Raw genomic sequence first — 25,201 nt, 5'->3', positions numbered from 1 at the left:
TTATTTTCTGTAAAATATAGCTTCAAAAGTAGAACTATTTCCAACATTATCGGTAACAATTACTTTTAAATTATTTTTGGTTTCGGTGTTTACAAAATCGAAAGTAAGTAACTTGGTTTTATAATCGTACTCCATTAAAATCCACTTGTTATTAATGGTGGCGCGATAGCTTTTTATTCCAGAGGCATCGTCATCAATTTTAATTTTTAAAAATCGATAATCACTAATCCATTGATTATTTTTAAAGTTACTAGCCCGTATGGTTGGCGCTACTGTATCGGTAGCCAAGGTGTATGTGCCTAAAACTTTAGAAATACCTGTTAACTTGTTCGTTTCACGCTTTGTAGAGGTGTAAACAGGAATGTTTTTTTTGTCTCCAATTAATCGAGCGATATATAGTTTTTCTTGATCTGTAGCATTGTAATGACTCACATCATAATTAATAGAGAAATTCTTTTTAGTTGGGATAATATTTTCATGTAAGGTTAACGTATCGTTTTTTACATCGAAATTTAAATAAAAGTCGTTATAAAATGTATTAGGTTTAAAATTAACCGAAACAGGGGACTTTTTTAAACTAGTATTTTGCGCAGCTTTTATAAAGTAAGGCGTTGTTTTAACCGAGTCTTTATTTAAAAGGGCTTGTTTAGTGCCTTTAATGTTAATAGTTACCCAAGCTTCGTTACTTTTATAATCGGAAACTCTAATTTTATATACCGAGTAGGTACTGTCTTTTATGGTTAAAAAACCATTATTCTCGGCATCTTTGTATAAGCTTAAGGCGTTGTTTTGTATAAATAGTTTTTGAATGCGGTCGCGGTTTGATATATAATGTTCGTAATCTATTAATTGGTTTAGGTTCCTGGTTTCATCAAAAGAAAAAGTACTAAAATCAATTTCAAAATTTCTATTTCCATTAAAAACGGTTTGAATGTTGTAAACCCCATTGGAGTTTGTCGAAAAATCTTGCCTGTCAATTGTTTCAATACCAAACCCAATGTCTCCAATAGCTTCAATGTTCTCCACTGCATAATCGCCGTTTTTTAGCGGAATAAGTTTTAATTCTTGTTTTTTGTTCGATTTGTTAATTATGGCGTCATTACTTAATGGATAGGCAAAAATTGAACGAATAAGAGGGTACGACGAGTCTTTTATATCAATACCAAAAAGCATAGGATTAATAGGGTGTTCGGCTTTGTTTCTAATTTCAAAATGTAAATGCGGACCACCTGAACCGCCAGTATTTCCACTGTATGCTACTAAATCACCTTTGTTAACAAGTAACTCTTCAGCTTTAGGAAATAATTCAATTTCGTACGATTCTGCTTCGTATTGATGTTTTTTTACATAAGCTTCAATCTCTGGTGCAAATTTTTGTAAATGCGCATAAACCGTAACATAGCCATTTGGATGTGTGATGTATAAAGCTTTGCCATAGCCAAAATGAGAAAGCTTAATACGGCTTACAAATCCACTAGCCGAAGCAACAACATGTAAACCAGTACGACCTTGCGTTTTTATATCTAAGCCAGAATGAAAATGGTTTGAACGTAACTCGGCAAAGGTACCAGATAAAATTATAGGAACTTCTAGCGGATCACCAAAATAGTCCTGCGGATAAGGGTTTTGCGCAAAAAAAACAAATGGAAAAATTAAGAAAAGGGACTGGATTAACTTCATAAAACTGTATTATGCTAAAGTAAAAATTTGGGCTGAAAACACAAAGCACGGTTAAAAATTAAATAAACACAACTTTGCTCGATAGTAAAACGATGCTTTTAAAATTTTATTAAAAAACAATTGTAAAATTTACTTAGGTATGTTAACTTTGTGAGATAAGTATTGATTTTTGTAAATGAGTAATATTGAAGATATTGTAATTTCGTTAGAAAATAAAATAACTAAAGTATTACAGCAATTAGAGCTTTTAAAGCAAGAAAATTTGAAATTATGTGACAATTTAGAAGTTTCAAAGCAAGAAATTTCGAACCAAAAAAGGCAATTAGCCCAATGGGAAGAAAAATATGAAGCTCTAAAATTAACAAATGCAATACTTGGTAGTGACGAGAATAAAAGAGAGACTAAGCTTAAAATAAACGCATTAATACGAGATATAGACCATTGTATTGGTCAACTTTCAGATTAAGCATAACAATCAATGTCAACAAAGCTTAAAATAAAACTATCTATTGCAGATAGAGTATATCCTTTAACCATTGACCCAAGTCAAGAAGAAGGTTTACGTAAAGCAGCAAAAAGCATTGATGTACTAATAAAACAATTTGAGCAAAGTTATTCTGTTCGCGATAAGCAAGATGTTTTGGCTATGTGCGCCTTACAATTTGCGTCGCAAGTAGAACAGAAATCTATAGATAATACGACTGTAAATGAGCATGTAGAAGATAAACTAAATGCTTTAAACCAACTTTTAAGTAAACATTTACAATCTTAAACGTTCTTTAAAATAAACAAAAGTTACTGCCTGTATTAGTTATTTTTTTTGATAAACTCAACGTTAATTCTTTAAAAAGGATGAGTTAAAGTTGTAAAAGCAAGCCACTAATATTGATTTATTCGGTATTTGGGTGGATCCTTGATCAGCTTGTTAGTCCTAAACTTGTTTTTAAGGAGTTTATACAAAACTTTATACTGATGCAGGCTTTTTTTATATATAAATTTCAAAATTAACCGATGGATAACTTAATCATATTTGTGATAGGAGGTGTGGTATTAGGGCTTATATTAGGCTTTGTAATATCAAAAGTATTAGAAAAAAAGAAGGCTTCTCAGATAATTTCAGAAGCTAAAAAATCGGCATCCTTAATATTAAAAGATGCTAAAAACGATGGCGAGAATATTAAAAAAGATAAAATATTACAAGCCAAAGAAAAGTTTATAGAACTTAAAAGCGAGCACGAAAAAGTAATTTTAACTCGCGATAAAAAAATGGCCGAGGCCGAAAAACGTACACGCGATAAAGAGTCGCAGGTCTCTAGCGAATTATCTAAAAACAAAAAGTTAAGTCAGAGTTTAGAAGATAAAATTAAAGATTATAATCATCGTTTAGATGTACTTGATAAGCGTCAGGAAGAAATAGACAAATTGCATAAAAATCAAGTACAACAACTTGAAGTAATTTCTAGCCTTTCAGCAGAAGAAGCTAAAGAACAATTGGTAGAATCGTTAAAAGGTGAGGCTAAAAATGATGCTATGGCATTTATACAAAGCTCTCTTGAAGAAGCCAAACTTACCGCTGAGCAAGAAGCAAAGAAAATTATAATTAATACGATACAACGCATTGGTACAGAGGAAGCCGTTGATAATTGCGTGTCGGTTTTTAACATAGAATCGGATGACGTAAAAGGTAGAATTATTGGTCGTGAAGGTCGAAATATTCGTGCTATTGAAGCAGCCACAGGTGTTGAAATTATAGTTGATGATACACCAGAAGCTATCATTTTATCATGTTTCGATTCGGTACGTCGTGAAGTAGCACGTTTATCGTTACATCGTTTAGTAACCGATGGAAGAATTCACCCAGCGCGAATTGAAGAAGTTGTTAAAAAGACCAGAAAGCAAATTGAGCAAGAAATTATAGAAGTAGGTAAGCGCACGGTTATAGATTTAGGTATTCATAATTTAAATCCAGAACTTATAAAGATGGTTGGTAGAATGAAATACCGTTCGTCTTACGGGCAAAACTTATTACAGCACTCGCGCGAAGTTGCTAAACTTTGTGGTGTTATGGCTGCCGAATTAGGTATTAATCCAAAATTAGCTAAACGAGCTGGTTTATTACACGATATAGGTAAAGTGCCAGATGCCGAAGCCGATATGGAAACACCACACGCTATTTTAGGTATGCAATGGGCAGAAAAGTTTGGCGAGAAAGAAGATGTTTGTAATGCCATTGGAGCTCACCACGACGAAATTGAAATGAAATCGTTATTAGCACCAATTATTCAGGTTTGTGATGCTATTTCGGGAGCACGTCCAGGAGCAAGACGACAAGTATTAGATAGTTATATTCAGCGTTTAAAAGACTTAGAAGATATTGCTTTTGGATTTAATGGTGTTAAAAAAGCTTATGCTATTCAGGCAGGTCGAGAATTACGTGTAATTGTTGAAAGCGAAAAGGTAGACGACCAAAAAGCAGCTGATTTATCCTTTAGTATTTCTCAAAAAGTACAAACCGATATGACTTATCCTGGTCAGGTTAAAGTAACAGTTATTCGCGAAACAAGGGCGGTAAACATTGCAAAATAGAGTTCTTGATATCTTATAAAAGTAAAATGGAAGCATCCTAAATAAGGATGCTTTTTTATTTTCTAGGATGAAATTCCTCAATAACCTTAGTTAAGTGGCTTTTATCTAAATGCACATAAATTTCGGTGGTAGTAATACTTTCGTGTCCTAACATAAGTTGTATTGAGCGTAAATCGGCATCGTTTTCAAGTAAATGTGTTGCAAACGAATGTCGAAATGTGTGCGGAGATACATTCTTTTTTAAATCAATGGCTTTTGCTAAGTTTTTTATAATGGTAAAAACCATGGCGCGAGTGAGCTGTTTTCCGCGACGATTTAAAAACAACGTATCTTCAAATCCTGCTTGTATGGTTTGGTGATTACGAATGTGTTGTACATATAAATTAATATACTTTTGTGTGGCATTAACAATGGGTACAAAGCGTTGTTTATCACCTTTACCAGTTACTTTAATAAAACCTTCAGCAAAAAATAAATCCGATAATTTTAAACCTATTAGTTCGCTTACACGCAATCCGCAACCGTATAAAGTTTCTAACATAGCACGGTTTCGCTCGCCTTCCGGTTTGCTTAAATCTATGGCTTTTATAAGGTTATCTATTTCTTCTTCCGAAAGGGTATCGGGTAATTTTCTTCCTATTTTAGGCGATTCAATTAAATCTAACGGATTAGTTTCTCGGTAGTCTTCAAAAACCAAATAACTAAAAAAGCTGCGTAAACCAGAAATTAAACGCGATTGCGAACGTGCATTTAATTGTTTTGCAGCATCGTAAATAAATTGTTGTATGGTTTCAGAAGATATTTTTATTGGCGAAACTTCAAAGTTATTGGTTTCAAGATATTGAATTAATTTATAGATATCCAGGGCGTAACTGCTAATAGAATTTTCAGATAAACCCCGCTCTATTTTTAAATAAGTTTTATAATCTTTAAGTGCTGTTTGCCATTTCATTGTGGTAAAATTACTAAAATATCTGTTTATAATATAGTGTGCATAAAAATCAAATTTTATACATTTACTTTATGAAAAAACTAATCATAGTAAACGGACCAAATTTAAATTTATTAGGAAAGCGCGAACCAGAAATTTATGGTAGCTTAACTTTTGAGGATTATTTAAAAGAACTAAAAGCTAAGTTTACTAATGTTGAGATTAGTTACTACCAATCGAATGTTGAGGGCGAAATAATAAATAAGCTCCATGAGGTTGGTTTTAGTTACGATGGCGTTATTTTAAATGCAGGCGCTTACACTCACACGTCAATTGGTATTGGTGATGCCATAAAAGGTATTGAAACTCCAGTTGTAGAAGTGCATATATCGAACACCTTTGGGCGCGAATCGTTTAGGCATCAATCGTATATTTCACCCAATGCTAAAGGCGTTATTTTAGGGTTTGGAATGCTTAGTTACGAATTGGCAATAAAAAGTTTTGTAAATTAATTCCATATTTTTTTGTGACTCAGCGCACTAAGTTGTGTCTAAAATAATTGAACTGAATTTTTGTATTGGAAGACTTAAAGATAGATAAATCGTTAGAAGATGAAAAGCTAGTAGCTTTAATCATTCAATCAAAAAGTGCCGAATTGTTTTCTGTTATCTATGATAGGTATTCAGAAATTGTATATCATAAATGCTTGAGTTTTGTTAAAAACAAAGAAGAAGCTCAAGATTTAGCCCACGACATTTTTGTAAAACTTTTTGTGAAGTTAAAAATGTTTAATTTCAAATCTAAATTTTCTACTTGGTTATATTCCTTTACCTACAACCACTGTGTAAATTATGTGCAGCGTGAATTAAACAAACGCCGCGATAAGTTTTTAATAGCAGACGATTTAGGAAACTACTCCAAAGAAGTAGAAGAAGTAAAAGAAGAAGTTATTTACAGTATGAAGTCTGATAAGCTTCAAAAAAGTTTAGAACTTATGAACCCAAACGACAAAATGATTTTGTTTATGAAATATCAAGACGATTTATCGATTGAAGATATTCAAAACGCATTAGGAATTGGAAAAAGTGCTGTAAAAATGAGGCTAAGTAGAGCCAAAGAGCGATTAGTAAAAATTTATAACGACTTTTGATTATGGAAAATCCGTTTAAAAAAGTAATACATAATGAAAAGCTGCCAGACATCATTAAGGAAAGAGTGATGAGTGACATTGATATTGTAAAATTAGCCCTAGATTTTACAGATTTAATGGTAATAAAATACCCCGATGCTGCCGCCGATTTTTTGAAGAAAGAAGAAGATAACGACCTAGATGATTAATGAAAACTAACCAAAACCATACAAAATGAATAAAATTAAATTAGACTTTACCCTTTTAGAAACCATTATGGCAAATATCTATTTGGCGTTACCAAAAATATTATTAGGAGTTTTATTTGTAGTTGTAGCCTGGGTTGTTTTAAAATTAGTGTTGTTTCTGGTAAAAAAGTCGTTAAAATTTACCAAACTTGATAAGCTATCGGATAAGCTAAACGAAATACCGTTTTTAAGCTCAAACTTAAATTTAAAGCTCGATAAGGTTATTTTAATATTTGTAAAATGGTTTTTAATACTAATCTTTTTAATTATAGGATCAGACTTTTTAGGTTTAAGCTTTATCTCCAACGAAGTAAGTAAGCTTATTAATTTTTTACCTAAAATATTTACTGCTTTAGCTATTTTTGTTTTTGGTATTTATGGTGCTAATTATTTAAAAGAATCTGTACGATCGTTAATTAAGGCTATCGATGTTGGTGGTTCTAAAGCCATAAGCAATGTGGTATTTATTTTGCTAGCAATAATGGTGTCTATTTTAGCCCTTAACCAAGCAGGATTAGATACCGAAATTATAACCAAAAATATATTCTTAATTTTAGGAGCAGCCCTTGCTGCATTTACTATTGCATTTGGCTTAGGCTCACGAGATATTATTTTACGTTTACTGCTTGGTTTTTATTCTAAAAAGAGCTTTAAAGTAGGACAAAAAATTTCAATCGATGGGGAAGAAGGCGTAATCATTGCTATTGAGAGTATTAGTGTTATAGTACGTTTTGCTGATAAAAAAGTGGTTTACCCAATAAAATACATCTCAAATAAAAAAATTGAAATTATTGATTAAAACCCTGTGACTTTGTAAAAAAAGGTGTGTCTTAAATGTAAGATTCAATTGAATAACGTTTAAGATGGTAAAGAAAATCACAATAATTTTTATTGCGATACAGGTAGTTTTTATATTTATAATTATAGCTCGTTTCTACAAATCGAGAAAGGTATTCAAGAAATCTAACAAGCAAACATTAAAAAGCAAGAAAAAAAATAATAGGCTTTAGGGCTTATTAGGCCTCAAATTTTAAGCTAGCTTAATGGTTGCAATTAAAATGTTATGGTTTTGGTTAGTAGGTTATGGTTAATTTCTTAATTGCAACAAAAAAGGGCTCGATTGTAAAAATCGAGCCCTTTGCTTTTATATTATATACGTATTAAATGTGAATACATTCATCGTAAGCATCGGCAACAGCTTCCATAACGGCTTCACTCATGGTTGGATGCGGGTGTACGGCTTTTAAAATTTCGTGGCCGGTAGTTTCTAGTTTTCTCGCAACAACAGCTTCAGCGATCATGTCGGTTACGCTAGCACCAATCATGTGGCAACCTAACCATTCGCCATATTTAGCATCAAAAATAACTTTTACAAAACCATCTTTGTTACCTCCAGCACTAGCTTTACCAGATGCCGAGAATGGGAATTTACCAACTTTAATATCTAAACCTTTTTCTTTGGCTGCTTTTTCGGTTAAACCAACCGATGCAATTTCAGGTGTACAATAGGTACAACCAGGAATATTACCGTAATCTAAAGCTTCAACGTGCATACCTGCTAATTTTTCAACACAAATAATACCTTCGGCAGAAGCAACGTGCGCTAAGGCTGCGCCAGGAGTAACATCGCCAATGGCGTAATAACCAGGAATGTTAGTTTGGTAAAAATCGTTAACTAAAATTTTATCTCTATCTACAACAATACCAACATCTTCTAAACCAATGTTTTCAATGTTTGTTTTAATTCCTACGGCGCTTAAAATAATATCGGCTTCAAGAACTTCTTCACCTTTTTTAGTTTTAACCGTTGCTTTTACGCCATCTCCAGAGGTATCAACACTTGTTACTTCGGCCGATGTCATAACTTTTACACCATTCTTTTTAAACGAACGCTCTAATTGTTTCGATACGTCTTCGTCTTCAACAGGAACAATATTTGGTAAATACTCAACAATAGTTACTTCGGTTCCCATAGAGTTGTAAAAGTAAGCAAACTCAACACCAATGGCTCCAGAACCAACCACTATCATTTTTTTAGGTTGTTTTGGTAAGCTCATAGCTTCACGGTAACCTATTACTTTTTTACCATCTTGAGGTAAACTTGGTAGCTCACGAGAACGTGCACCAGTAGCAATAATGATGTTATCGGCACTGTATTCGGTACCATCAACATCTACTTTTTTGCCTGGTTTAATCTTTCCGTAACCATTAATAACGTCTATTTTGTTCTTCTTCATTAAAAACTGTACGCCTTTGCTCATACCATCGGCAACACCGCGACTACGTTTTACAACAGCATCAAAATCGTGCGAAGCATCTTTAACATTTAAACCATAATCTTCAGCATGTTTTAGGTATTCAAAAACTTGAGCCGATTTTAATAAGGCTTTCGTAGGGATACAACCCCAATTTAAACAAACGCCACCAAGATTTTCTTTTTCAATAATAGCGGTTTTAAAACCTAGTTGAGATGCTCTAATAGCAGTAACATAACCTCCTGGGCCACTTCCAAGAACAATAATATCGTATTTATTCATTTGTTAAATTTTAGAGTACGAATTTACGAAATCGATTTTTAATAATGAATTTAGATGCCTTTATTTTTATATCTTTAATCTTACCTTTGTATTGAAAGTTTTTTACATATGAATATACCAAAAACGAGTTTCCCTCGTGTTGTAATTATTGGAGGTGGTTTTGCAGGTGTTGCTTTGGCAAAAAAGTTAGCAAAACAAGAAGTACAGGTTGTGTTGATTGATAAACATAACTATCATACCTTTCAGCCTTTATTATATCAAGTGTCTACTGGAGGTTTAGAGCCAGATTCTATTGCGTATCCAATTAGAAAAGTACTTCAAAATTTTCCTAATTTTTATTTTCGATTAGCAAATGTGGATGAAATTGATGTTGAAAACGAACGTGTAAAAACTAATATTGGCGATTTAGATTTCGATTATTTAGTGGTAGCTTCGGGTTCGGCAACCAATTATTTTGGAAATACCGAAATTGAGAAAAACAGTATGGCCATGAAAACCATACCACAATCGTTAAACCTTCGAAGTTTGATTCTCGAAAATTTTGAAGATGCTTTGTTGACTTCCGATTTACATGAGCGCAATGCTTTAATGAACTTTGTTATTGTTGGTGGAGGACCAACAGGAGTGGAACTAGCAGGAGCATTAGCCGAAATAAAGAAGGGTATTTTGCCAAAGGATTATCCAGATTTGGATACCCGAATGGCGCAAATTCATATTATACAATCGGGCGACCGAATTTTAAAAGGTATGAGTGATAAAGCCTCGCAAAAAGCCGAAGATTTTCTGGAAAAATTGGGTGTAAATATTTGGAAGAATGTGCGTGTTAAAGGTTACGATGGCAAAACAGTTACCACTAATACCGATTTAACTTTTAATGCAGAAACCGTTGTTTGGGCAGCTGGTGTAAAAGGGGAAACCATAAAAGGTTTAGATGCTGAAGATTTTATTACAAGAGGAAACCGAATTGAAGTAAACCAATTTAGCCAAGTAAAAGGCTTTAATAATATTTTTGCGGTAGGCGATGTGGCTTGTATGAAAACAGAAGATTTCCCAAACGGATTACCAATGATGGCGCAACCTGCTATTCAACAGGGCGAGCAATTAGGGGATAATTTATTGGAACTTATTGAAGAAAAACCCATGAAGCCTTTTGAATATAAAGATAAAGGTGCCATGGCAACCATAGGACGTAACAAAGCGGTAGTAGATTTAAAAAGGTTTAAGTTTCAAGGTGTTTTTGCTTGGTATGTATGGATGTTTGTGCATTTATTCTTTTTAATTGGTTTTAGAAATCGAATGGTCGTTTTCGTTAATTGGGTGTATAATTATATTCGTTTTGATAGAGAAGCACGTTTGATTATTCGTCCGTTTAAAAAGAATTTTAAGTCTTAAAACTATAAATCGTCTGTGAAGTGACGTTTTTCTTTATCTTGGCTAAATTTTGAAGCATTGTAAGCTTTAGAATTTCCTTTAGGAATAGATAGCGATTGCCAATCGTCTCCCTTTAAAAGTTTTCCTAGAAAAACAATCTGTCCAACATGGTAACTATAATGTGCTAATTGTCTGTTTATAGCTTCGGTTACGGTGTGTCCGCCATTTCTAATATAAATAATTTGCTCTAAGTCATTTGTGTTTAATGGTTTTATCGCACTAAACAAGCAAGTCCAAGCACTTTCCCAAGCAGCTATTAAAGCTTCAAAAGAGGTAAACGTATCTATAAACTCATCATCCCGATTGCGCCATGGTTTTTCGCCATCTTCAGTTAAAAAATTAGTCCATCTACTAAGCATATTGCCAACCATATGCTTTACTATAATTGCGATACTATTGGCATCGTTGCTACTTTGCCATTTTATCTCATCAAAAGTTAATTGCTTAAAGGTGTTATCGACTAAACTTTTGTAGTATTCAAATTGCTTTAAAGCACTGTTTAGGTATGAGTCCATAATATTAAACTTATAAACCTTAAAGTTAGCCTTTTCTCATCTAAAACAAGAATTGATTTTATCTAATTTTATTATTGTTTAGGTACAAATTTTAAAGCCACACCGTTTATACAATGGCGTTTTCCAGTGGTATTTCTTGGGCCATCACTAAATACATGTCCTAAATGACCGCCACAAGTTGCGCAGTGTTCTTCGGTTCTAATATAACCCAAATCTCTATCGGTAGAGAATGCTACATTACCCTTTATTTCTCTATCAAAACTTGGCCACCCAGATCCAGAGTTGTACTTGTGTTTACTTTTAAATAAAGGTGTGTCGCAACCTTTACAAACGTAAGTGCCTTCTTTTTTGTTAGAATTAAAAGGACTGGAAAAAGCACGTTCTGTTCCAGCTTGTCGTAAAACGTAAAACTCCATATCAGTTAATTGAGCTTTCCACTGGGCCTCCGTTTTTGTAATTTCAAAAGATTTTTCTTTTTCTTTATTTTGGGTTTCGCCTTTGCAATTAAATAAAAGGATAGTAATTATTGAAGCAAGTATATTTTTCATGTTTTTCACTTTAGTCGAAATAAAATTAAAATAATAACATAAGCTTGTTTAGTTGTGACTATTTAATTTGATTTGTGTCTTAAAATTATAGAACGATTTACTATTTTTATAAACTAAAACCTATAAAAAATGAAAGCTAAAAAAATAATATTATCTCTTGCAGTTGTATTGGTTATAATTTCTTGTGCAACTAATCCGTTTACTGGTAAACAAACTTTAGCATTTGTATCTAACGATCAGCTATTTCCATCGGCTTTTGCACAGTATAACCAAGTTTTAGGAGAGAATAAAGTTGTAAAAGGAACTGCAAATGCAGAAATGATAACTAGAGTAGGGCAGCGTATTGCCGTAGCAGCGGAGCGCTATTTAAACGCAAACGGATACGAGGGTTACCTTAACGATTACAAATGGGAATATTCCTTAATAGAATCAGATCAAGTTAATGCGTGGTGTATGCCAGGTGGAAAAATTGCGTTTTATACGGGTATTTTACCAATTGCCGATAATGAAACAGGAATTGCAGCTATTATGGGGCACGAGGTTGCTCATGCTTTAGCAAATCATGGTCAACAACGTATGAGTGCTGCGTATATTCAGCAAGGTTTAGCGGTTGCTGGAAATGTTGCTTTAGCCAATAACGATCAGGCTTTAGGTATTTTTAATCAATCGTTTGGTGTAGTATCTAACGTAGCGGGTATGTTGCCTTTTAGCAGAAGCCATGAAACCGAAGCCGATAAAATTGGTATTTATTTAATGGCTATTGCAGGATATAATCCTGATGAAGCTTCTATTTTATGGGAACGTATGAAGGCTAATAGCGGCGGACAATCGCAACCTGAATTTTTAAGCACACACCCTAGTAACGATTCGCGTATAGCAAACTTAAAAAGTTTAGCACCTCATGCTAAAAAGGAAGCCGAAAAATATGGTGTTTCAACATTTAGACCACTAGGAGATTTCTAGTTTAAAATATTTAATTACTTTAGAAGCTGTCAATAAATAACATTGACAGCTTTTTTTATTTCAATATGGCAACACTACAAAAAGGCAGTAAAAAATTGCTAAACGCTTGGGCGTTTTACGATTGGGCGAATTCGGTTTATACCTTAACTATTGCGTCTTCCATTTTTCCAATATTTTATTCGGCGTTATTTGTTTCAGAAATTAAAACAGTTAGCGCTTTTGGACTAGAATTTAAAAGTACAGCACTTATTACATTTGTTACTGCGTTTACTTTTTTGGTAGTTGCTTTTACCTCACCAATTTTATCTGGAATTGCCGATTACGTGGGGAACAAGAAGAATTTTATGAAGTTTTTTTGCTATTTAGGTGGTGCCGGTTGTATTGGATTATATTGGTTTGATATTACACCAGAAAAAATTCATTTAAGTTTACTATTCTACTTTATGGGATTAATAGGATATTGGGGTAGTTTGGTGTTTTATAATTCGTATTTACCCGATATAGCTTTTGAAGACCAACAAGATAGCATTAGTGCGAAAGGGTTTTCGTTGGGTTATTTTGGCAGCGTTATTTTACTTATTGTTAATTTGGCTATGGTGATGAGTCAAGATGAAGGTGCTGCAAAAATGCAAATGATGCGTTATGCATTTATTACGGTTGGTATTTGGTGGGTTGGTTTTAGTCAATATAGTTTTTATTGGTTACCAAAAGGGGCTTCAAACGGCGATAAAGTGACTAAAGATGTTATTTTTAACGGATTAAAAGAACTGAAGCAAGTTTGGCAACAGTTGAAACAGAATTTAAGATTAAAGCGTTATTTGTACGCCTTTTTTGTTTTTAGTATGGCTGTACAAACTATTATGCTAGTAGCCGTGTATTTTGGAGAAGAAGAAATTGCATGGGGTAGTGACGATGAAAAAACTACGGGGTTAATAGTAAGTATTTTGGTGATTCAATTGGTTGCCATTTTGGGCGCTTTTTTAACATCGAAAGCTTCTGCAAAGTTTGGAAATATTAAAGCACTAATTGGTGTGAATTTTATTTGGATGGCACTTTGTTTTTATGCCTATTTTATGGAAACTCCAGTGCAATTTTATATTGCTGCGGCAGTAGTAGGTATGATAATGGGCGGTATACAATCGTTAGCGCGTAGTACTTACTCAAAATTTTTACCTGAAACTGAAGATAGCACCTCGTATTTTAGTTTTTTTGATGTCGCCGAAAAAATAGGCATTGTTATTGGAATGGTAATTTTTGCATTTATAGATCAAATTACCGGAAGTATGCGTAATGGTATTTTGTTTTTATTTGTATTCTTTTTGTTTGGAATTGTTTTACTTTTTAGGGTTCCTAAATCTGAAGAAGAACAAAACAAGCAACACTAAAAATATGTTGCTTGTTATTAAGTTGATTGATGAAAGATGAATTAGTTTTCGAATAAGGTTAAGTTTCCGTAATCCGATTTTACTGTTATTTTGTTTGCAGTGGCTTTATCACCTCTATAACCAATATAATGTTTGTCGCCGTAATCAATTATTTTCTTTGTATAGTTTAAGTCGTTATTGGCTTTTAAATTGGCATACTCCAAGTCTAAATTAAAGTTGAAACTATAATTAGGTGCATATCCAATTTTAAGGTTTACATAATCACTTTCAATATGTAAATCTTTGGCGTTTTGAGTCATTCTATCAATTTTAATCGATCCAAAATCGGCTTTAATAGTAACATTTTTATATACATCGCCAATGTGAGTAGTTAGGTAATCGCCATTACCATTAACAGTGTTTACTTTAATAATAGTCATGTTTCCATAGTCGCAATTATAGGTTACACTTTCGGCAGTTTCAATAGTCGATTTTGTATAATCGGCATTTACAGCAATATGTTTTACTTTCGATATAACGAAATCGCTATAATCGGCATTAATTTTTCCATCATTTATATATTCAAAATAGCAGCCTTTTGTATAATCGAAATTAAAAACGTTGTTTGCCGACATTAGTTCTTTGGTCGTTATTTTACCATAATCGCAATTAATAGTTGCATCGCCTTCAAGTTTACCTAAATTAATGTTGCCGTAATCGTTATTGAGGTGTACGTTATTGGTTGCAGGCATTTTAATTACATAGTTAACTTTCATGTTTACTTTATTGTTGTTACTCCAGTTCCACCATGAATTCGAATTGTTTTTGTTGAAAATTGTTTGCGCCGAAACATAGTTTGAAGCTCCTGAAAACTTTACATCAATGGCTTGTAATTTTTTTTCAACTTTATCTTGGTCGTTGCCAGAGGTAGTAATTGTTATTTCGAAAACTACACGGTTTTCATCCCAAGTAATCACATCTAAATTGCCGTAGCTGTTTGATACTTTTACCGTAGCATTTGGTGCTACTGAAAACGTTTTTGAAATGGTTTTGCTTTTTGAGTGTTTATCTTTAGCGGTTTTGGCTTGAGATAAAACGGGAAAAAGTAAAAAAGCGATTAAGGTGATATGTAATATTTTTTTCATAATTGTAGTTTTTTGATTGATGATTTTGTTGTTAATGATCAAGATAAATACGATTTAAAACAGCTTAAATAATTTCAGGTTCTTGGTTTGTTGTGTCTGCTTTCATCTGTTTTATGTTATCAATTTGCTGAAGTGTTTGTTGTAAAATTTCAATACGACTTTGAAAGTTTGATATCATAGCATAAATAACACGATTGTCGTCACCACTTTCATATAAATCTTCTTTTAAAAGCGAATAATCGTTTTCAAGTTTTTTAATTTGAAACATAGTATCTTTAATTAAACCTTGTACTTCGGGCGATTTTTCGTTGTTTAGTTTATTAAGTTCTTCGTTAATAGTAACTGTAAAAAAATCTTGCGTTTGCGCCATTTTTGGTGAAACACTTGCCAAATCGAGCGCCGTTTCTGGTTTGTTTGTGTTTAAAACAAAGGTAAAAATAAGCACTAACGAAGCCGCAATGCCCATTATAGGTTTCCAAAAGCTTTTTTTAAAGGCTATGGTTTTTGCTTTTGGGGTATTATTTAATTTTTCGAGAAATCGGTTTTCGTGCCCTGTATTTGGTTGGGCAACATCAAACTTATTTTCGAGGTTTTTAAATAAATTGTCGATATTATTTTTACTCATAATATATTTACTTTAAGCAAAATGGGTTTGTAATTTTTGTCTTAAGCTTTCTTTAGCCCTCGATATTATTGTACGGCAATTGGCATTCGATATTTTTAATATCTCGCTAATTTCGTCATAATCATAACCTTCAATTAAATTAAGCGTTAAGGCAATTCTGTAATTATCTTTTAAGTTTTTAAGCGTGTCTAAAACTTGTTGTGCTTTTAAATTGGTAAACTCCTCGTTACTGTTTAAACCGCCGGTATCGTCTTCCATTTTATAAAGCATATTGTCTAGAGCAACTTCTTGGTATTTATTGTTTTTTTTATAATGATAAATACTGTTGTTAATAACAATTCGTTTAAGCCAAACACCAAACGTTTTTGCATCGTTTAAACTATCAAGCTTTGTAAAAGCCATTAAGAATGAATCTTGCATAATGTCTTCGGCTTCAAAACTGTTTTTTACAATTCTTAAAGAAGCGTTGTACATGGTTTTGTAGTACCTGTTGTAAATTTCCAATTGCGCATTTTGGTTGCCGGCTTTACAAAGTGCTACGAGTTGTTCGGTATTTGGTTTGGTTGATATCAAAAAACATAAACGGGTTGTTATCTTAAAGATGCCCCTTTTTTTAGTTTGTTACAGTTTATTATAAAAAAGTTTTTTTAGAAGATTTTTTAGATCTATTTATCATGAGGTTTTATGCTCGAACGACCTTCTTCAAGAATTGATTTTGCCCAGGTAATAGCTTCATCAATATCTGTAAATAACTCAAAGGGTTTATTTAAAAACAATTTTTCAATTTCGGCATTACTTAAAGATAAGCTGTTGGTAGAAACAACTGCAAATCCAACGAGGTTTTCTATAAGAGATGTTTGTTTGTAAACAGAGGGATCTACAGCATAGGAGTTTATGCGATTAGTTATGTAAACGAAATTTTTGTCAACATAGAATGTGTCAACAATATCAACAAGAATGTTATTAGAATCGGGGGTTACTGTTATACCTTCATTCATTTCTACAACCAAGTAGTTTTTATAAATATAAAAATTACCTATTTCAATTTTTATGGTTGTAATCATAGATTAAATATAGTAAAAAAAATAAAAAGCTCAGAATTTTAGTACTGAGCTTTTCGTATTGAAAGGTTTTATATTCACTCTAAGCAAGTTTTAGAGTTTCTTGTCTTAATTTTTTGGCAACAAGCACTAAATTTTTAAGTGCACTTTTAGTTTCTGGCCAATGGCGTGTTTTTAAACCACAATCTGGGTTTACCCAAATATGTTCTTTTGGTAATACTTGTGAGGCTTTTTGTAGTAATGTTTCAATTTCGGATATTGAAGGTACTCTTGGGGAATGAATATCGTACACTCCAGGACCAATTTCATTTGGATATTTAAAGTTAGCAAACGCATCGAGTAATTCCATTTCAGAACGTGAGGTTTCAATGGTAATAACATCGGCGTCCATTTTAGCTATATCTGCGATAATGTCGTTAAACTCGGAGTAGCACATATGTGTGTGAATTTGAGTTTCATCTTTAGCTACACTCGCCGAAATTTTAAAGGCATTTACCGCCCAATTAAGGTAGTTTTGCCATTCATTTTTACGTAAAGGCAAGCCTTCTCTAATAGCAGGTTCGTCTATTTGAATAACTTTTATACCGCTGTTTTCTAAATCGGCTACTTCATCGCGAATCGACAGCGCAATTTGATTACATGTTGTTGCACGTGGTTGGTCGTTTCTAACAAAAGACCACTGTAAAATGGTTACAGGACCAGTAAGCATGCCTTTTACAGGTAATTGGGTTAACGATTGTGCGTATTGCGACCATTTTACGGTTAAAGGTTCTTTTCTAGAAACATCGCCAAATAAAATAGGAGGTTTTACACATCTTGAACCATAACTTTGTACCCAACCAAAATTACTAAACACAAATCCGTTAAGGCGCTCGCCAAAATACTCAACCATATCATTGCGCTCAAACTCACCATGAACCAATACATCTAAACCAATGTCTTCTTGAAAGCTAATGGAGGCTTCTATTTCTTCGGCAATATTTTTTTGGTAAGTTTCGGTTGGCAATAACCCTTTTTTGTGTTGTAATCGCCAGCTTCTAACTTCTTTAGTTTGCGGAAATGAACCAATAGTTGTTGTTGGAAATAGCGGTAAATTAAGGTGAGATTTTTGCTTTTCCTGTCTTAATGCAAAAGGACTATTACGCTCACTATCTTCAGGTTTTAAGTTAGCCACACGAGATTTTACCTCTGGATTGTGAATAATTTTAGATTTCGATTTGTTGATGTTAGCCAACTTATTTTCTTCAAACAAATAGGCGTAATCATTAGCTTCATTTGAGACTAAGTTTTTTATAGCGATAACTTCCTCAAGTTTCTGTTGCGCAAAGGCTAGCCATTGTTTTATTTCGGGATTAATATTTTGTTCTAAATTTAAATCGTAGGGCACGTGAAGCAGAGAGCAGGATGTGCTAATCCATAATTTATCTTTTGGAATTTTCGCAGTAACCTTTTCAATCGTTTTTAGTGAATTTTCGTAATTATTAATCCAAATATTTCTACCATCAACTAAACCAAGGGATAAATGCGTTTCGGAATTATAATTTTCTGATTGTAAAATATCATCAATTTGAAGTGAGCATCGCACCAAATCTAAATGCAAAGTATGTACTGGTAATTGTAAAGCAATGTTGAGGTTGTTTCCGTAGCAATCGAAATAATTAGCTAAATAGATTTTTAAATTGGGAAATTTTTCACTGATGGATTTATAGGTGTATTGAATCGCTTCTTGCTCGTTTTTGTTTAAATCTAGTGCTAAACAAGGTTCGTCAAACTGAATATATTCTACTCCTAAGTTTGATAATTCTTCAAGAATTTCAAAGTAAATTGGTAATAGTTTTTCTAATAAATCGAGTCTGTGGAAGCCAGTTTCCTTTTCTTTTCCCAATAGTAAAAAGGTAACAGGAGCAATTAGTACAGGTTTGGTTTTAATGCTTAAACCTAAAGCTTCTTTATATTCTTCAACAATTTTTTTTGAAAAAAAACTGAAGTCTTGATCTTTTTCAAATTCAGGAACAATGTAGTGGTAATTAGTATCGAACCATTTAGTCATTTCCATGGCCGTAACATCAATATGTTCGTTTTGCAAGCCGCGAGCCATAGCAAAATAAAGATTTAGCAGATTGTTTTTCTCTATTGATTTAAACCTTGACGGAATGCAGCCTAATGTTAAACAAGTATCTAAAACTTGATCGTAAAAAGAAAAATCGTTCGATGGAATACTGTCAATACCCAATTGTTGTTGATTTAACCAATTTTCTTGTTTTATTTTGGTTGCTACATTTTGCAATTCGGCTTCATTTATTTTTCCTGACCAATAGTGTTCGCAGGCTTTTTTTAGTTCTCGATTTTTGCCTATTCTTGGATGACCTAAAATGGTTGTTTTCATGATTGTTGTAGTGGTTTTTATTACGTTTCAAAACTACAAACACAGAATAAAAACAAATAAATTCTCGTAAATATTGGTTTAAATAACTTTTAATGGTTTTATTTGAAGAATAAAATTCTTTTTAACTCGATTAAATTTCAGATCAATGGAAAATAATTCTACAAGTCGTCTAGACGATATTGATTTACGACTTTTAAAGCTGCTACAAAACAATTCTAACTTAACAGTAAAAGAGCTGGGAGCTAAAGTAAATTTATCGGCGACACCTGTTTTTGAACGCGTAAAAAAATTAGAGAAAAACGGGTTTATAAAAAAATACGTTGCCGTTCTTAATGCAGAAAAACTCGATAAAGGATTAATTGTTTTTTGTAACGTAACTCTAAAAGAACATACACGTGAAATAGGGCGGCAGTTTGTTAAGGATATTATTGCGCTAAAGGAAGTTGTAGAATGTTATAATATTTCAGGTGATTATGATTTTTTACTTAAAATTATGGTAAGTGATATGAAGGAATACCAAAATTTTGTTTTGGATCATTTGGGAAGCATTAAGAATATTGGTAGTGCGCACAGTACTTTTGTAATGGGCGAAATAAAAAATGATTATGCTGTACCTATTTAATAAAAATAAAAAAGGCAGACTTTAAAGCCTGCCTTTTGGATATATCTAAAAATTCTAAATTAAGATTCTGTTGGTTTTTCAGATTTTTCAATAGAAATGACTAATTCGTCTTTACTATCATCAAAATCGAGTTTTATACTATCGCCTTCTTGCAGGTTCGATGCCACAATTTCTTCGGCTAAAGCATCTTCAACATACTTTTGTATGGCTCGTTTTAATGGCCTTGCACCGTATTGTTTATCGAAACCTTTATCGGCTATAAAATCTTTAGCAGGATTGGTAATTGTTAAATTATAACCTAAACCTTTAATTCTTGCTAATAATTTTTCTAATTCAATATCAATAATTTTATTGATGTCTTCTTTCTCTAGTGCGTTAAAAACAATTACATCGTCAATTCTGTTTAAGAACTCGGGAGCGAACGATTTTTTCAAGGCGTTTTCAATTACACTTCTGGCATTTTCGGCTTCTTGAGCTTTTTGCGATGCTGTGCCAAAACCAATTCCTGTACCAAAATCTTTTAATTTACGGGCACCAATATTTGATGTCATAATGATTATGGTATTTCTAAAATCGATTTTTCGCCCTAAACTATCGGTTAAATAGCCATCATCAAGTACTTGTAATAGCATGTTAAATACATCTGGATGTGCTTTTTCAATCTCATCAAGAAGTATAACCGCGTAAGGCTTACGACGTACTTTTTCGGTTAATTGACCACCTTCTTCGTAACCTACGTATCCTGGAGGTGCACCAATTAATCTAGAAATAGCAAATTTCTCCATGTATTCACTCATGTCTATTCTTACTAAAGAATCTTCACTATCGAATAATTCACGAGATAAAATTTTAGCCAATTGCGTTTTACCAACACCAGTTTGACCTAAGAAAATAAACGATCCAATTGGTTTATTCGGGTCTTTAAGCCCCGCGCGATTACGTTGTATGGCTTTTACCACTTTAGCAACAGCATCATTTTGGCCAATTACTTTACCTTTAATAAGGTTTGGTAATTCGGCAAGCTTATTAATTTCGGTTTGCGCGATACGATTTACAGGAACGCCAGTCATCATCGAAATAACATCGGCAACATTATCTTCAGTTACAATTTCGCGATGTTGTTTGGTGTCTTCTTCCCATTTTTCTTGAGCAATGGCGAGTTCTTTCTCAATACGCTTTTCGTCGTCTCTTAAACGCGCTGCTTCTTCGTACTTTTGTTTACGAACCACGGCGTTTTTCGACTCTTTAATGTCTTCAAGCTGTTTTTCAAGCTCAATAATTTGCTTAGGTACATCGATATTTGTGATATGAACGCGCGAACCAGCTTCATCTAAAGCATCAATAGCTTTGTCTGGTAAAAAGCGCTCTGTCATATATCTGTTGGTTAATTTTACACAAGCTTCAATAGCTTCAGGTGTATAATCAACATTGTGATGATCTTCATATTTAGCCTTAATGTTGTTAAGAATTTCAATAGTTTCTTCAACACTTGTTGGCTCCACAATTACCTTTTGAAAACGACGTTCTAAAGCGCCATCTTTTTCAATATACTGTCTATATTCATCAAGCGTTGTAGCACCAATACATTGAATTTCCCCACGTGCCAAAGCAGGTTTAAACATGTTTGAAGCATCTAAGCTACCAGTGGCACCACCAGCTCCAACAATGGTATGAATTTCATCAATAAATAAAATAACATCATCATTTTTTTCAAGCTCGTTCATTACGGCTTTCATGCGCTCTTCAAATTGTCCTCGATATTTTGTTCCAGCTACTAAACTAGCCAAATCTAAAGTCACTACACGTTTATTAAAAAGTATGCGTGATACTTTACGCTTAACAATTCTAAGCGCTAAACCTTCGGCAATGGCCGATTTACCAACACCAGGTTCACCAATTAACAGTGGGTTATTTTTCTTTCTTCTACTTAAAACTTGAGAAACACGCTCTATTTCCTTTTCGCGTCCCACAACGGGGTCAAGTTTGCCTTCTTCAGCAAGGGCGGTTAAATCGCGCCCAAAATTATCTAAAACAGGGGTTTTAGACTTTTTATTCGATTTGTTTGATGGCGAATTAAATACATCCTTTGTTCCTTCGTCATCAGAAGCCGTATCATCATCTTGAAACGATTCCGATTTAGGTTCTATGTAGTTATTATCGTTTGTAATCATAAACTTAAATTGTTCTTTAACATTGTCATAGTCAACTTTTAACTTATTTAAAAGTTTGGTAGTTGGGTCGTTTTCATTTCTTAAAATACAAAGCAAAAGGTGTGCGGTATTAATAGAAGTACTTTGAAAAAGTTTGGCTTCTAAAAAAGTTGTTTTTAAAGCGCGTTCGGCTTGCCTTGTAAGGTGTAAATTCTTTTTTTGGTTGGTAGTAACAGATATATTGGGGTTGGCAGGACTTAATATTTCTACCTTACGCCTTAAATGATTTAAGTCGATATCTAAGGCGTTTAAAATATTTATTGCTTTGCCACTTCCGTCGCGTAATAGCCCAAGCATTAAGTGTTCGGTGCCAATAAAATCGTGCCCCAAACGCAATGCTTCTTCCTTACTAAAGGCAATTACATCTTTTACTCTTGGTGAAAAATTATCATCCATAAATTGTGTCCTTTCTGCATTAAAAATAGTAAAACATTTAACTAAAGGCAAAAACTATACCTAAAAAAGTCTGTTTGATGCTAATTGACGAAAAATTCTGTAAATAATCAAAACCTTTAAAAGGATACTTATTAACTAAAAAAGGTATAGAAATTGTTAATAAAAAAACGTTAAAAAAATATTTTGAAGGCTTAACAAAACTAATGAAATACGTATATTAGCACGTTTTGAATTATACATAAAATTAAATTAAATTATATATGGCAGAAGGAGAAAAACTCATTCCTATTAACATAGAAGATGAGATGAAATCGGCTTACATTGATTATTCAATGTCGGTCATTGTGTCACGTGCGTTACCAGATGTAAGAGATGGATTTAAGCCGGTACACCGTCGTGTACTTTATGGGATGCATACTTTAGGAGTAAGATCGAATGTAGCTTATAAAAAATCTGCAACTATTGTTGGTGAGGTTTTAGGTAAGTACCACCCGCATGGCGATTCTTCGGTATACGATACCATGGTTCGTATGGCACAAGATTGGAGTTTACGTTATTTATTAGTTGACGGTCAAGGAAACTACGGTTCTATAGATGGTGATAACCCTGCAGCAATGCGTTATACCGAAGCGAGAATGCAGAAAATTTCTGAAGACATGTTGGCAGATATCGATAAAGATACCGTAGACCACAAGCTTAACTTCTCCGACGAATATAAAGAACCTACCGTTTTACCTACCAAAATTCCAACTTTATTAGTTAATGGAGCATCTGGTATTGCAGTTGGTATGGCTACAAATATGCCGCCTCATAACTTAACCGAAGTTGTTGATGGAACTATTGCTTACATTGAAAATAACGATATTGAAGTAAGCGAATTAATGCAACACATTAAAGCGCCAGATTTCCCAACAGGAGGAACTATTTACGGTTATGATGGCGTAAAAGAAGCTTTTGAAACTGGTCGCGGACGTATTGTGTTACGCGGAAAAGCAGTTATTGAAGAAGTAAATGGACGTGAGTGCATTATTGTTACTGAAATTCCTTATCAAGTGAATAAGGCAGATATGATTAAAAAGACTGCCGATTTAGTAAACGATAAAAAACTTGAAGGTATTTCTACCATTCGCGACGAGTCCGATAGAAACGGTATGCGTGTGGTTTACGTGTTAAAGCGCGATGCCATACCTAATATCGTTCTTAATAAATTATACAAATACACGGCTTTACAATCGTCGTTTAGTGTAAACAATATTGCGCTTGTAAATGGGCGTCCGCAGTTATTAAATCTTAAGGAATTAATACATTATTTTGTTGAACACAGACACGAAGTAGTAACGCGCCGTACACAATATGAATTACGCAAAGCGGAAGAACGCGCGCACATTTTAGAAGGTTTAATTATTGCTTCTGATAATATTGATGAAGTTATCGCACTTATTCGTGCCTCGTCAAACGCCGATGAAGCGCGTAATAAATTAATTGAACGTTTTGAATTAACCGAAATTCAAGCGCGTGCTATTGTAGAAATGCGTTTACGTCAGCTTACAGGATTAGAGCAAGATAAATTACGCTCTGAGTACGAAGAGTTGATGAAAACCATCGAGGATTTAAAAGACATTCTTGCTAAAAAAGAGCGTAGAATGGATATTATAAAAGAAGAATTAACCATAGTAAGAGACAAGTATGGTGATGATCGTCGTTCGGTTATCGAATATGCAGGCGGAAGCTTAAGCATTGAAGATATGATACCTAACGAAAAAGTGGTTATTACTATTTCTCATGCAGGTTACATAAAGCGTACGTCGTTAAACGAGTATAAAACTCAAAATAGAGGAGGTGTTGGTCAAAAGGCATCAACCACTAGAAATGAGGATTTCTTAGAGCATTTATTTGTGGGTACTAACCACCAGTACATGTTATTCTTCACTCAAAAAGGAAAATGTTTCTGGATGCGTGTTTACGAAATTCCAGAAGGAAGTAAAACATCAAAAGGTAGAGCTATTCAAAACCTTATAAATATTGAGCAAGACGATAAGGTTATGGCCTTTATTTGTACTCAAGATTTAAAAGATGAAAATTACATAAACAGCCACTATGTAATTATGGCAACCAAGAACGGACAAGTAAAGAAAACGGCTTTAGAGCAGTATTCGCGTCCGCGTACTAACGGTATTAATGCCATAACAATTAAAGATAACGACGAGTTACTTGAAGCTAAATTAACCACAGGTAACAGTCAAGTTATGCTAGCTTTACGTTCAGGTAAAGCTATTCGTTTCGAAGAAGCTAAAACAAGACCAATGGGGCGTGGTGCTTCTGGTGTAAGAGGTATTACTCTAGCGCACGAGAACGACGAAGTTATTGGTATGGTAACAGTAGAAAACCCTCAAGAAGAAACGGTTTTAGTAGTAACCGAAAATGGTTATGGTAAACGTACTTTTATTGACGATCCAGAAGATGGTGAAGCAGTATATCGTATTACTAACCGTGGCGGAAAAGGTGTAAAAACCATTTCTATTACAGAAAAAACGGGTAATTTGGTGGCTATAAAAAGTGTTACAGATAACGATGATTTAATGATTATTAATAAATCTGGTATCGCCATACGTCTAGCTGTCGAAAATTTACGTACAATGGGTAGAGCAACGCAAGGTGTTAGGTTAATTAACTTAAAAGGTAACGACTCGATTGCTGCGGTTGCTAAAGTGATGCATGATGAAGAAGAAGTTGGTGATGAAGATGCCGAATCTATTGAAAACACTGGTGAAACTCAAGATGGCACAACTCTTGATAATTCATCAACAGAAGAATAAACCTTAAT

23 protein-coding genes and 1 other RNA gene are annotated in these 25,201 nt (G+C 33.5%); 13 read left to right on the top strand and 11 right to left on the bottom strand.

Features of this window, described 5'->3' with window-relative positions; genetic code table 11:
* Nucleotides 1-1,680: a M23 family metallopeptidase gene (locus tag PK35_RS08825; protein ID WP_044626337.1), complete on the bottom strand. Its 1,680-nt coding sequence runs from the start codon at nucleotides 1,678-1,680 to the stop codon at nucleotides 1-3.
* 175 nt (nucleotides 1,681-1,855) lie between these two features.
* Here PK35_RS08825 and PK35_RS08820 point away from each other — a divergent pair, with 175 nt between their 5' ends.
* From PK35_RS08820 to rny, 4 genes are all read left to right on the top strand, one after another.
* A complete protein-coding gene (locus tag PK35_RS08820) occupies nucleotides 1,856-2,146 on the top strand; it encodes a hypothetical protein (RefSeq protein WP_044626336.1) in 291 nt (96 codons plus the stop codon).
* Between the two features lie 12 nt (nucleotides 2,147-2,158).
* On the top strand, nucleotides 2,159-2,452 hold the full coding sequence (locus PK35_RS08815) for a cell division protein ZapA (protein WP_044626335.1): 294 nt from the start codon (nucleotides 2,159-2,161) through the stop codon (nucleotides 2,450-2,452).
* Between the two features lie 55 nt (nucleotides 2,453-2,507).
* A non-coding RNA gene (gene ssrS, locus PK35_RS17395) (6S RNA) lies at nucleotides 2,508-2,634 on the top strand.
* A 57-nt stretch (nucleotides 2,635-2,691) separates the two neighbouring features.
* Nucleotides 2,692-4,266: a ribonuclease Y gene (gene rny, locus PK35_RS08810; RefSeq protein ID WP_044626334.1), complete on the top strand. Its 1,575-nt coding sequence runs from the start codon at nucleotides 2,692-2,694 to the stop codon at nucleotides 4,264-4,266.
* Between the two features lie 55 nt (nucleotides 4,267-4,321).
* Here rny and xerD read toward each other — a convergent pair whose 3' ends face one another.
* On the bottom strand, nucleotides 4,322-5,218 hold the full coding sequence (xerD, locus tag PK35_RS08805; RefSeq protein ID WP_044626333.1) for a site-specific tyrosine recombinase XerD: 897 nt from the start codon (nucleotides 5,216-5,218) through the stop codon (nucleotides 4,322-4,324).
* Between the two features lie 71 nt (nucleotides 5,219-5,289).
* Here xerD and aroQ point away from each other — a divergent pair, with 71 nt between their 5' ends.
* The 4 genes from aroQ (at nucleotide 5,290) to PK35_RS08785 (ending at nucleotide 7,373) form a co-directional block, all read left to right on the top strand.
* Complete coding sequence (gene aroQ / locus PK35_RS08800) at nucleotides 5,290-5,709, top strand: type II 3-dehydroquinate dehydratase (protein WP_044626332.1); 420 nt, start codon at nucleotides 5,290-5,292, stop codon at nucleotides 5,707-5,709.
* A gap of 65 nt (nucleotides 5,710-5,774) precedes the next feature.
* Entirely contained in the window at nucleotides 5,775-6,347 is a 573-nt protein-coding gene (locus PK35_RS08795) for an RNA polymerase sigma factor (protein ID WP_082048556.1), read from the top strand.
* Between the two features lie 2 nt (nucleotides 6,348-6,349).
* Complete coding sequence (locus tag PK35_RS08790) at nucleotides 6,350-6,535, top strand: hypothetical protein (RefSeq protein WP_044626330.1); 186 nt, start codon at nucleotides 6,350-6,352, stop codon at nucleotides 6,533-6,535.
* Between the two features lie 25 nt (nucleotides 6,536-6,560).
* Nucleotides 6,561-7,373 (top strand): mechanosensitive ion channel family protein, encoded by an 813-nt coding sequence (locus PK35_RS08785; RefSeq protein ID WP_044626329.1) that lies wholly within the window; start codon nucleotides 6,561-6,563, stop codon nucleotides 7,371-7,373.
* A 361-nt stretch (nucleotides 7,374-7,734) separates the two neighbouring features.
* Here the strand turns inward: PK35_RS08785 and lpdA are convergent, their stop codons facing one another.
* A complete protein-coding gene (lpdA, locus tag PK35_RS08780; protein ID WP_044626328.1) occupies nucleotides 7,735-9,111 on the bottom strand; it encodes a dihydrolipoyl dehydrogenase in 1,377 nt (458 codons plus the stop codon).
* A 108-nt stretch (nucleotides 9,112-9,219) separates the two neighbouring features.
* On the opposite strand from lpdA, the gene PK35_RS08775 reads away from it, so the two are divergent.
* On the top strand, nucleotides 9,220-10,503 hold the full coding sequence (locus tag PK35_RS08775) for an NAD(P)/FAD-dependent oxidoreductase (protein WP_044626327.1): 1,284 nt from the start codon (nucleotides 9,220-9,222) through the stop codon (nucleotides 10,501-10,503).
* Nucleotides 10,504-10,505: 2 nt separating this feature from the next.
* Here the strand turns inward: PK35_RS08775 and PK35_RS08770 are convergent, their stop codons facing one another.
* Together PK35_RS08770 and msrB are read right to left on the bottom strand one after the other, a co-directional pair.
* Nucleotides 10,506-11,057: a DUF1572 family protein gene (locus PK35_RS08770; RefSeq protein WP_044626326.1), complete on the bottom strand. Its 552-nt coding sequence runs from the start codon at nucleotides 11,055-11,057 to the stop codon at nucleotides 10,506-10,508.
* Nucleotides 11,058-11,128: 71 nt separating this feature from the next.
* Nucleotides 11,129-11,605 carry a peptide-methionine (R)-S-oxide reductase MsrB gene (msrB, locus tag PK35_RS08765; protein ID WP_044626325.1) on the bottom strand — a complete coding sequence of 159 codons (477 nt, stop codon included), beginning with the start codon at nucleotides 11,603-11,605 and terminating at the stop codon, nucleotides 11,129-11,131.
* A gap of 129 nt (nucleotides 11,606-11,734) precedes the next feature.
* Here msrB and PK35_RS08760 point away from each other — a divergent pair, with 129 nt between their 5' ends.
* Nucleotides 11,735-12,568 (top strand): M48 family metallopeptidase, encoded by an 834-nt coding sequence (locus PK35_RS08760; protein ID WP_044626324.1) that lies wholly within the window; start codon nucleotides 11,735-11,737, stop codon nucleotides 12,566-12,568.
* A gap of 65 nt (nucleotides 12,569-12,633) precedes the next feature.
* On the top strand, nucleotides 12,634-13,953 hold the full coding sequence (locus PK35_RS08755; RefSeq protein WP_044626323.1) for an MFS transporter: 1,320 nt from the start codon (nucleotides 12,634-12,636) through the stop codon (nucleotides 13,951-13,953).
* 41 nt (nucleotides 13,954-13,994) lie between these two features.
* Here the strand turns inward: PK35_RS08755 and PK35_RS08750 are convergent, their stop codons facing one another.
* The 5 genes from PK35_RS08750 to metE all read right to left on the bottom strand — a co-directional run bounded on the left by PK35_RS08750 (nucleotide 13,995) and on the right by metE (nucleotide 19,149).
* Nucleotides 13,995-15,077, bottom strand: a complete 1,083-nt coding sequence (locus PK35_RS08750) for a hypothetical protein (protein WP_044626322.1) — start codon at nucleotides 15,075-15,077, stop codon at nucleotides 13,995-13,997.
* A gap of 64 nt (nucleotides 15,078-15,141) precedes the next feature.
* Nucleotides 15,142-15,702, bottom strand: a complete 561-nt coding sequence (locus tag PK35_RS08745) for a hypothetical protein (protein WP_044626321.1) — start codon at nucleotides 15,700-15,702, stop codon at nucleotides 15,142-15,144.
* A gap of 12 nt (nucleotides 15,703-15,714) precedes the next feature.
* Entirely contained in the window at nucleotides 15,715-16,275 is a 561-nt protein-coding gene (locus PK35_RS08740; RefSeq protein WP_044626320.1) for an RNA polymerase sigma factor, read from the bottom strand.
* Between the two features lie 92 nt (nucleotides 16,276-16,367).
* Nucleotides 16,368-16,766, bottom strand: coding sequence for a hypothetical protein (locus PK35_RS08735; protein WP_044626319.1), 399 nt, complete (start codon nucleotides 16,764-16,766; stop codon nucleotides 16,368-16,370).
* A 79-nt stretch (nucleotides 16,767-16,845) separates the two neighbouring features.
* The gene (metE, locus tag PK35_RS08730) at nucleotides 16,846-19,149 is read right to left on the bottom strand and encodes a 5-methyltetrahydropteroyltriglutamate--homocysteine S-methyltransferase (RefSeq protein WP_044626318.1); all 2,304 of its coding nucleotides are present in this window, start codon (nucleotides 19,147-19,149) and stop codon (nucleotides 16,846-16,848) included.
* Nucleotides 19,150-19,294: 145 nt separating this feature from the next.
* Here metE and PK35_RS08725 point away from each other — a divergent pair, with 145 nt between their 5' ends.
* Nucleotides 19,295-19,771: an Lrp/AsnC family transcriptional regulator gene (locus PK35_RS08725; RefSeq protein ID WP_044626317.1), complete on the top strand. Its 477-nt coding sequence runs from the start codon at nucleotides 19,295-19,297 to the stop codon at nucleotides 19,769-19,771.
* A 59-nt stretch (nucleotides 19,772-19,830) separates the two neighbouring features.
* On the opposite strand, the gene PK35_RS08720 is transcribed toward PK35_RS08725, so the two are convergent.
* Nucleotides 19,831-22,377, bottom strand: coding sequence for an ATP-dependent Clp protease ATP-binding subunit (locus PK35_RS08720; RefSeq protein WP_044626316.1), 2,547 nt, complete (start codon nucleotides 22,375-22,377; stop codon nucleotides 19,831-19,833).
* A gap of 260 nt (nucleotides 22,378-22,637) precedes the next feature.
* Between PK35_RS08720 and gyrA the strand changes: the two genes are divergently transcribed.
* On the top strand, nucleotides 22,638-25,193 hold the full coding sequence (gyrA, locus tag PK35_RS08715) for a DNA gyrase subunit A (RefSeq protein ID WP_044626315.1): 2,556 nt from the start codon (nucleotides 22,638-22,640) through the stop codon (nucleotides 25,191-25,193).
* The last annotated feature ends 8 nt before the right edge of the window (nucleotides 25,194-25,201 follow it).

The sequence above is a fragment of the Neotamlana nanhaiensis genome (genome assembly GCF_000943555.1).
Classification (GTDB): domain Bacteria; phylum Bacteroidota; class Bacteroidia; order Flavobacteriales; family Flavobacteriaceae; genus Neotamlana; species Neotamlana nanhaiensis.
This window is presented reverse-complemented; position numbering and strand designations above follow the sequence as displayed.